1 protein-coding gene is annotated in these 270 nt (G+C 45.9%); it reads left to right on the top strand.

Going from position 1 to position 270, the window contains the following annotated elements; translation table 11 throughout:
* Window positions 1-62: 62 nt before the first annotated feature.
* Window positions 63-270: hypothetical protein (locus CWC16_RS20135; RefSeq protein ID WP_212747468.1), on the top strand; the 208-nt coding region annotated here is incomplete at its 3' end.

The following is a 270-nucleotide window of genomic DNA, read 5'->3' on the forward strand; positions in this document are numbered from 1 at the left end:
TCTGTGACCGGGAGTTTTCCGGATGTAGCCGGTAGCTGGAAAGGATTTTCCTCTGATATGTTATGAAAAGGCACTGGTTCTGGCTTGGATTAATGGCACTGTGTCCAGTCCTGGCTTTCTCACCCCTCAGCCAAGGTTCTGAACTGACTTCAGAAGATCAGATCCTTCAAGCTGTTGATCGTTTTCTGGAACAACAAGTAAAGACTTACTCAAAAAGTCTGGATTCCAGTCAATACACTATTCAACTGAAACCACCACCCGGACTGAACC

Origin of the sequence: Pseudoalteromonas sp. S3776 (genome assembly GCF_005886915.1) — a bacterium.
GTDB lineage: Bacteria > Pseudomonadota > Gammaproteobacteria > Enterobacterales > Alteromonadaceae > Pseudoalteromonas.